The sequence below is a fragment of the Actinoplanes sp. ATCC 53533 genome, from assembly GCF_003947245.1.
Genome location: NZ_QHHV01000278.1, coordinates 1 through 7,695, shown reverse-complemented (window position 1 = coordinate 7,695; position 7,695 = coordinate 1). Strand labels below are relative to the sequence as shown.

General features: G+C 67.4%; 11 protein-coding genes. 5 read left to right on the top strand and 6 right to left on the bottom strand.

Annotated elements, in window-relative coordinates; all coding sequences use genetic code 11:
* Positions 1-104 precede the first annotated feature (104 nt).
* Positions 105-452 carry a hypothetical protein gene (locus DMB66_RS53240; RefSeq protein ID WP_125811696.1) on the top strand — a complete coding sequence of 116 codons (348 nt, stop codon included), beginning with the start codon at positions 105-107 and terminating at the stop codon, positions 450-452.
* Positions 453-679: 227 nt separating this feature from the next.
* Here the strand turns inward: DMB66_RS53240 and DMB66_RS61920 are convergent, their stop codons facing one another.
* The 3 genes from DMB66_RS61920 to DMB66_RS53230 all read right to left on the bottom strand — a co-directional run bounded on the left by DMB66_RS61920 (position 680) and on the right by DMB66_RS53230 (position 2,190).
* Positions 680-991, bottom strand: a complete 312-nt coding sequence (locus DMB66_RS61920) for a hypothetical protein (RefSeq protein WP_158647658.1) — start codon at positions 989-991, stop codon at positions 680-682.
* A 342-nt stretch (positions 992-1,333) separates the two neighbouring features.
* On the bottom strand, positions 1,334-1,675 hold the full coding sequence (locus tag DMB66_RS53235) for a hypothetical protein (protein ID WP_233625485.1): 342 nt from the start codon (positions 1,673-1,675) through the stop codon (positions 1,334-1,336).
* Positions 1,676-1,809: 134 nt separating this feature from the next.
* A complete protein-coding gene (locus tag DMB66_RS53230; protein WP_125811695.1) occupies positions 1,810-2,190 on the bottom strand; it encodes a helix-turn-helix domain-containing protein in 381 nt (126 codons plus the stop codon).
* A gap of 85 nt (positions 2,191-2,275) precedes the next feature.
* On the opposite strand from DMB66_RS53230, the gene DMB66_RS53225 reads away from it, so the two are divergent.
* The gene (locus DMB66_RS53225; protein WP_125811694.1) at positions 2,276-2,929 is read left to right on the top strand and encodes an NADPH-dependent F420 reductase; all 654 of its coding nucleotides are present in this window, start codon (positions 2,276-2,278) and stop codon (positions 2,927-2,929) included.
* A gap of 445 nt (positions 2,930-3,374) precedes the next feature.
* Here DMB66_RS53225 and DMB66_RS53220 read toward each other — a convergent pair whose 3' ends face one another.
* Positions 3,375-4,676 (bottom strand): PD40 domain-containing protein, encoded by a 1,302-nt coding sequence (locus DMB66_RS53220; RefSeq protein WP_158647657.1) that lies wholly within the window; start codon positions 4,674-4,676, stop codon positions 3,375-3,377.
* A gap of 560 nt (positions 4,677-5,236) precedes the next feature.
* Here DMB66_RS53220 and DMB66_RS64900 point away from each other — a divergent pair.
* The 3 genes from DMB66_RS64900 to DMB66_RS53210 all read left to right on the top strand — a co-directional run bounded on the left by DMB66_RS64900 (position 5,237) and on the right by DMB66_RS53210 (position 6,592).
* Positions 5,237-5,620 carry a hypothetical protein gene (locus tag DMB66_RS64900; protein WP_233625484.1) on the top strand — a complete coding sequence of 128 codons (384 nt, stop codon included), beginning with the start codon at positions 5,237-5,239 and terminating at the stop codon, positions 5,618-5,620.
* Positions 5,617-5,931, top strand: a complete 315-nt coding sequence (locus DMB66_RS64895; protein WP_233625483.1) for a transcriptional regulator — start codon at positions 5,617-5,619, stop codon at positions 5,929-5,931. Before DMB66_RS64900 ends, DMB66_RS64895 begins: the two co-directional genes overlap by 4 nt.
* Before the next feature lie 340 nt (positions 5,932-6,271).
* Positions 6,272-6,592 (top strand): hypothetical protein, encoded by a 321-nt coding sequence (locus DMB66_RS53210; protein ID WP_125811691.1) that lies wholly within the window; start codon positions 6,272-6,274, stop codon positions 6,590-6,592.
* 135 nt (positions 6,593-6,727) lie between these two features.
* On the opposite strand, the gene DMB66_RS53205 is transcribed toward DMB66_RS53210, so the two are convergent.
* Positions 6,728-7,129 carry a transposase gene (locus DMB66_RS53205; RefSeq protein ID WP_125811690.1) on the bottom strand — a complete coding sequence of 134 codons (402 nt, stop codon included), beginning with the start codon at positions 7,127-7,129 and terminating at the stop codon, positions 6,728-6,730.
* A 74-nt stretch (positions 7,130-7,203) separates the two neighbouring features.
* A partial coding sequence (locus DMB66_RS53200) for an arginine deiminase family protein (RefSeq protein ID WP_233625482.1) occupies positions 7,204-7,695 on the bottom strand: 492 nt, incomplete at its 5' end.

The following is a 7,695-nucleotide window of genomic DNA, read 5'->3' as shown; positions in this document are numbered from 1 at the left end:
CGGTCAGCCGGCGGTCGTCGTCTTCGGTGAGCCGGCGGTACTCGCAAGGGCTGCCGGCGCTTCGCCACATGAGATTGAGGTAGCCGTCCGACATGATTGGTGTTGTGGATGCCAGCGATCCGTACACGACCATCACTGAGTCGACGTTCGTGGCGCGATTCCTGCTCGATCCCGACGCGGACACCGTGGACACGGTGGCCAACGTGGACGCGTTCGTTGACCTTCCCGATGGCTCCTCGTGGGCGCTGACGATTTTCACCGTCGCTGAGGTGGGCCGCCTGCTGGCACGGTGGAAGCAGACCGGCGAAGTGGCGAACGGCAGCTATTTCTGGGTCGCCGACCAGCTGATCGTGCCGGAGGCGGGTGTGTCGGCGATGACCGCGGCGATCCGCGAGCTGGTGCGCCGTGGAGATATCGGCAGCGTGGGCATCCGTTGCGACGACCGGGACTGAGCCGGCCAGGGGCCATCGGGGAGTGACCCCTCGACCGCCGCATCGAGCACGAACTGCGGCCACGAGAGGCAGGGCCATTGCGTAGTCACCACCCCCACCGACACACCAGCCCACCCGGTGACCGACCGGTGAACAAGCGGGCCTGCTGCACGCGTTGACGGCGGTGCCGGATCCTCGTAGCCCACGCGGGCTGTGCGCTCCGCTTGCCAGGCTCCTCACGGTCGACCTTACGAGGTGCCCGCCGCACCGACGGCCGGCAGGTTCACCTGCTGTCCGCGCTGGACACCAGCACCGGGATCGTCCCGGCGCAGGTCACCATCGACGCGAAATCCGACGAAATCCCCGTGTTCAACCCGTTGCTGGACGCCGTCGAAGCCGTGCTGGGCAGCCGGAAAAGGCCCGATCTTCGGCGCCGACGCACTCCACACCCAGACCAACCCGCCGAACAGGCCTTTCGGATCACCCGGACCCGTACCGTCACCAGTAGCGGCAAGACCACCCGCGAACTGCAAAAGCGACGGCTCGACCACGGCGGCCACTGGTAGCGCCCGGCGCGCCAGTTGGGTCGTTACCTTGGGGGCAAAGTTGCCCCGAACAACCAGAAGAGCACCGAGCGGGAACAACCCGCATCGGTGCTCTGACCTGCGAAAACTGGTGGGCGATACTGGGATCGAACCAGTGATCTCTTCCCTGTCAACGATCGGTCAACATGCCTCTGGCCTGCGACTCTGCGATGACCTGCATGGACGGTAGGGCAGTTACTCGCAGCTCAGCATGGTTCAGGTCGGTTCAGCGCCGTTGGGAGCGGCCCGCTGCTCCCATTTTGCTCCCCGCGAGCGCGCGTATCGCGGCTAGCAGAGTGAGCCAACCACCGATCAGGATCATGGCTCGAGAATTGCCTCATCATGCCAAACATCCTCATGGCCTGGAGCGAGGATGAGGCCCATGCCAGGTGGTAGAGCCAGATAGGCCACCAACTCGGGGAAATGACTTCTGGCCTGCTCGACATGAATCGGGCTGAAGAAGTCGTCGTCCCGCGGCGCCGGCTCACCTCGCCATACGTACCAACCGTTGGACTGCCCGACGGGCGGATGGCGGATGGCATTGAGCGGTAGCAGCTTCGAGCTGCGGCTCAAGCCGACGCCGATCATCGTTCGTCGACCCGGAAGAAGCGGTGCGACACCGAAGCGACGGCAGACTCGGCGCTGCGCCCAAGAGATCACGCCGCATCCTCGCATGCCTCCGGCGCACCGCGGAGGCGCCTGCTGGTCCAGTCGGGTAGCTCGGCACGCTGACCGCGACCCGGGTCGCCGGGGAAGGCCGGGGATACGGGACGGTGGGCAGCCGGATGGAGGCGTCAGGTGTACGCCGAGCGCATTCGTTCCTGCGCCTCGAAAAGCTCGTCGCCGTATCGGATGATCCATTCAGCGAGTGCGCGCATCGGCCCGTCGGCGAAGGTGCGGCCGAGGGGTGTCAACGCGTAGTCGACACGAGGGGGTGCCTCGGCGTACGACCTCCGTTCGAGCAGGCCGTTGGTGGTAAGCCGATGGAGTGCCTCGGTGAGAGCCTTGTCGCTGATGCCGCCGATATTCGCCCGAAGCGTGCGGCGGCGTTGCGGGCCGTCAGTGAGGGCTGCCAGCACCACCGGATCCCACACGTGCGTGAACAGGTCGGTTCCCATCCGCAGCCGGCAGTCCGCTACGAAATCCTCGCAGCCACCGTCCGTATCACGAGACATCCGGTCATCGTGTCATGGCCGATGCACACCTGGTGGTGCGTAACGACCCGATCGGTTCGCATCGGACTTTCTAGGGTCTGACGCCATGCGTATCGGAATCCTCGGCACCGGAACCCTCGCCACGGCGCTCGCCACCGGCTGGACCCGGGCCGGACATGACATCAGCATCGGCGGCCGCTCGCCCGAGCGCGCGGACGCTGCGGCGAAGGCCTCCGGAGCCCATTCCCGGCCTGTACCCGAGGTCGCCGTGGACGCCGACGCCGTCTTGCTCTCCGTACATTGGCAGGGTGTCGCCGACATCCTCAGGGCTGCCGGTGCACCAACCGGGTCACTCGCCGGCAAACCGCTCATTGATCCGACGAACGCGGTCGAGCATGGAATTGGCGTGCTGCAGTTGCAATCCGGGCGCGCGATGGCGCATCACGTCGCCGAACTCGCCCCCGGCGCCCAGGTGGTCAAGGCGTTCCAGCTATTCCCGTCGACGCGGTGGACGACGCCCGCGTCGTCACCGGCAACGGTCGCGATGTGCGGGGACGACCCGCGAGCGCTGGAGATCGTCGGTTCACTCGTGCGGGACGTCGGTGGTGTTCCTGCCGTACTCGGCGGCCTGGACCGGGCGCGCCAATTGGAGGAGGTCGCCGGGTTCGTCATCGCGCTCGCGTTTGCCGGCGTCGACCCACAGTTGGCGATCCCCGCGGTTCCGTCGTCCAGAGCGAATGAAACTCCTCCACAGCCCTGAGCCGAGACATCCGCTCATCGGCTATGAGAGCGCACCCGATCTTGGCCGGCAGGTAGTGGAATTCGATGGGAAACTACAGCGGCGAGTTGGTCATCGCATGCGATCCCTCTGCACGACCTCGCCAACGAGGCATGTTGGAATGGGCTGCTGAAGGGAGTAGCTCGCGCGGAGTGCCCGACAGGGCGCCGGTACCGCTGCCTTCTGTCGCGGAGGTCCTGACTGCCTTCCGCGATGCCGGTTGCCACGGGGCAGCGTGGTTCGCGGTACGCAGGCTGAGCTCGACGGCGGGTCCGCAACTCGTCTCCGACGACTCCGCCGACCGAGTGTTCGTCGTTTGGCCGGACGAACTCGCGGAAGATCTCGTACGTGAGTGGCCGTGGTAGCGAGCCCAGTGTTCTCCCAGAGCCGGCAACAGAAACTGGCCAACTGGGGAGGGCCCAGCGATTTACGCGCAGCCGGTCGGCTGCGCGAAGATGTCCTCGTGGCCGCCCGGGTCGGGCGGGGACTGAAGGTTGGTGGCCGGGGAGACGTAGGCCGCGTGCCGGCCGTCGGCGCTGATCCGCGAGGCGTAACTGCGCGAGTCTGCATCGCCGCCGGAGGCGGAACGGGTCACCCGGGTGGTGGTCCCGGCGGTCCGGTCCCGCAGGTACACGTCGCCGGTCCCGTTGAGGTCGGTCGGGTCGAAATTGCCAGCGTACGAGTCGAAGAGCACGCACCGGCCGTCGTCGCTGATGCTGGGGTCCACGCTTTCCCCGTCGCCCTGCTGGCTGGCGTCGCCGAAACTGACCAGCTCGACCTCGCCGGTCCGCAGGTCGTGGGCGAAGACATCGGCCCGGCCGTTGGTATCGCCGGGCACCACGTCGGTCGCGATGGAACCGAACACGACATACCGGCCGTTGCGACTCATGGACGCGTCCGTGTTGGCCACCCGCACGCCGGTCGAGGAGACCGTGGTCCGGATCATGGAGCCGGTCAGCATGTCCCGGACGAACAGGCCGTGCAGCGGCGGGAGGCCGTCCGGCACCAGGTTGGTCGACCTGCTCCGGAACGCCACGTACCGGCCGTCCCCGCTGATCTGTGCGTAGAGGCCCGCGTAGTTGCCGCCGGTGCCGGTGACTGAGCGGCTGACCAGCGAGACCGCGCCGGTCACCATGTCGCGCAGGAAGATGTCTTCCCATCTGACGCCGTTCTTGTCGATGAACGGCAGGTTCGAGGCTTTCGAGGCGAACGCGACATACCGGCCGTCCGCACTGATCGCGGGCAGGTAGCTGGCATCGTTGAGTTCCTCGCCGAGGTCGTTCACGCTGGCCCGCACGGTGCTGCCGGCCTGCAGATCCCGCACGAAGACGTCGGTTTTGCCGTTGGTGTCGCCCGGGACGAGGTCGTTCACTGGGGACGAGAACGCCAGGTACCGGCCGTCGTCGCTGATCGCCGGCTCGTAGGACGACTCGATGCCGGTGGTGCCGTCCGGCCGCACGCTGCCGAGCCGGGTGGCACTGGTCAGCCGGTCGCGAACGAAGACATCGGTCGTGTCATTGGTGTCGCCGGGCACCAGGTCGGAGGCCTCCGACTCGAACGCCACAAACCGGCCGTCCGCGCTGAACGAGATGCTGCCACTCATTCCGTTCGGCTCACCGCCGGCAAGCGAAACAGTGACACGCTCCGGCACGGCGGCGACCGCCAGCGCCGGTGCGGGAAGCAGGACCAGTGGCAGCACACAGACGGCCACCCACCATCGACATTTCACGACGACTCCCATCATCTCGGGTTCGGCACAATTCGTGCACTGTAGACAGACCGGAGCCCGCCGTTACACCAGGTAGCCGACCTTTCGCACTTGGTGCCCGTTAGTCCGGATTCCGATTTAGCGATATATCGATGGACGTCAGTCTTCGAGCGGGCCACCCCGGCCACGAAAGAGCGCCGCGGGCGGCGCTACCCGACTACCGTGCTTCGAGCCGGGGGCAGGAAGACCTTGTCGAGGGCGGACCGGAACGGACGGGGGTCGATCGCCGCGACGGGGCCGACCATGGTCCGGTCACCGACGTGACGCCGGATCTCGAACGGCCGCGTCCCGACGTGCTGTTCATGCCGGCGGCTGGCCTACAGGCCACCTGTGTCGGGCCGGGGCTGCAGCCCGACTGTCGGTGCCAGTGCCGCCGAATTCGCTGACTTGGACAACTTGGCTTTGGACCAACTTGTTTCCCTCTGAGAAACTAATTGCACTAGCGGTGACAAGGGGGAGTCATGAGTGAGACCGGGGCGGACAGCGACACTGACGCGCGCGCAGACCTTCAACATGTCGCGGTGGTAAGTGAAATCGCAGCCCGAGCTGCCCGCCGGGCGATGCGGCGGAGCTCGGTCATCGCCGCGCTTGCGAACGCAGCGATCGTCGTCGTGACCGGCATCGTGGCCACATGGTTGCCCAGCGGCTGGCCGACGTGGCCGTTCTTCTTCGTCGGGATCTACCTGACGATGAGGACGGCAGGTCGGGTCGAGAAGCCCGGTCTGGTGCAGGCCAGGCCCGCCTGGCGAGTGGTCCTCGTAACTGCGGGTGTCGCCCTGGCCCTGGTGCTGGCTCTGGCCCTGTTCGTGAACCCTGCCTCGGCCGGAGGTCTCTGGACTTACGTCATCGCCGCGGCGGTTGTCCTGGCCGTCGGGCTGGTCAACGCGTGGTGGGTGGGCCGGTGAGCGAATCCAGCCACCCGCGGCATCGCCTCGACCCAGTGGTGCACTTCCCGATCCGGCTGTCCATCCTGGCGGTCCTCGCCGAGGTCGACGAGGCGGAGTTCCGGTTTGTCGCCGAGACCGTCGAGATCAACGCAGCGACGATGTCAAAGCAGATGACCATCCTGGAAGAGGCGGGGCTGGTCCTGGTGCGTAAGGGCTACGCCGGGCGCCGTCCCCGCACCTGGCTGGCGCTGACACCGCTCGGACGGGAGAAACTCAGCGCCCATCTGGATGCCTTGCGGTCCATCGTCGAGCCCGCCAGCAAGCGATGACCTGTCTCGCATGATGCTCAGCCTCCTTGCCGCTGGACGCCCTGGAGGTGTCGTTATTGTCGCTCAATCTTCTGCCGCGATCCGGCCCGCCGACCGGACGTTCGTGGTGACTGAGCGTGGCGCGAAGGTGGTCATCGGTCGGCGGCACGCGGCGATCATTCGCGCCCGCTGACCGTGGCCGGTATCGAAGTGGTCAGACCTGCGTCCGGGCGCCCTTCGCCTCAAGCTCGGCCTGCATCAGCCGGTAGGGCGCTTCCAAGGGACCGTGGCGCGCCTGCCGCTTAGCAAGGCAGTGGCGTGTTTCGATGGATTATGCGGCCAGCGAGAGCGGTCCAGCCCGGTGCGCCGTGACCGGCTTGGTCCGTTGTGGTCCGGGGGCTGCGGGGTGGATGAGCTGTTCGTCGATCTGGATCTTGCCCAGGACGTCGTCGCGGCGGCGGATGCGGTGTCGCGGGAGTTGTTCGGTCGGTGGTCGGTGTCGTGGCAGACCGGTCAGGGCATGGTGTCCTGTCCGGTACGCGATCTGGCCTCGGTGCCGGTGACCGGGATGCAGCCGGTGCGGCGGTTCGCCTGGCGCACTGGGCAGCGGCATCGGCCCGGGTTGCAGTTCATGGTCAGTACCGGCCGGCATCACGGTTTCGAGAGCCTGGCCGAGCAGTGACGTCGGGGCTCAAGAATCGGTGAGATAGGTCGTATCGATCTGGTTGGGCGTTGTGATCATGAATGTTCCTGCGTCAGTGCCCGTCATCGATGGATGGTGGACCGGCCGGTCCTCGCCGGACGGTCCCGTAGTGGTTCAGCGGGCGATGGTCGTGGGTGCGATCGGTTGGGCGACGATGGTGAACGTGTCGTCGCCGAGCCCGGTCAGGATGTGCGCGCTCTGCCGAACGATCCGGCGGGCTCGCGATAGGCAGGCCCGGTTCGCGTCGTAGCGCTCCTTGACTGCGGTGTAGTAGCCGTAGCCGGGTGCGCAGGCGCGGGCAGAGGTCTTGGCGGCTTCGAACAGCAGCCAGCGCAACACTTCGGGGCCTTGCCGCGACAGTCGGCCGGGGCTGCGTTTGCCATCGGAGGAGTGCACGGTGATGTCCAGGCCGACGAAGCGGACCGCCTTACGTGACGAGGATAACCGGTCGGCGCCGCCGAGCCAGGCGCACAACGCGAGCGAGCTGAGCGGGCCGACGCCGTAGATGTCGTGCATCAACGCCCGGGCGCACTTCACTCCGCAGTGGCCGGTGCGCGCGCGTCGTTGCGACCAGCGCGCACCGGCCCCGGTTATCGCGCGCGCTCGATGGGGCAGCTCATGCAGCGAGGGCCGCCGCGGCCCGAGCCCAGCTCCGAGCCGCTGATCGCGATCACCTCGATGCCCGCCCGCTCAAGCTGCGCGTTCGTCTCGACGTTGCGCTCGTAGGCCACGCAGAGCCGGGGCGCGATCGCCAGCGTGTTGTTGCCGTCGTCCCACTGCTCGCGCTCGGCGGTGACCGGGTCCAGCCCGGTGTCGATGATGCGGAGCCGGTCGATGCCCATCGCCTCGGCGGCCGCGTCCAGGAACGGCCGGGACGGGCCGACCACCGGCTCGCCGTCGAAGCCGGCGGTCACCGGGTAGGCCCGCAGGGTGTCGGCGATGTTGGGATACATCACCACGGCGTCGACGTCGACCATCGTGCACACCGTGTCGAGATGCATGGTGGCGCGTTCCTGGGCGATCGGCACCGCCAGGATCGTGTGGGCGAGCCCGGCGGCGAAGACCCGGCGGGCGAGTCGCTC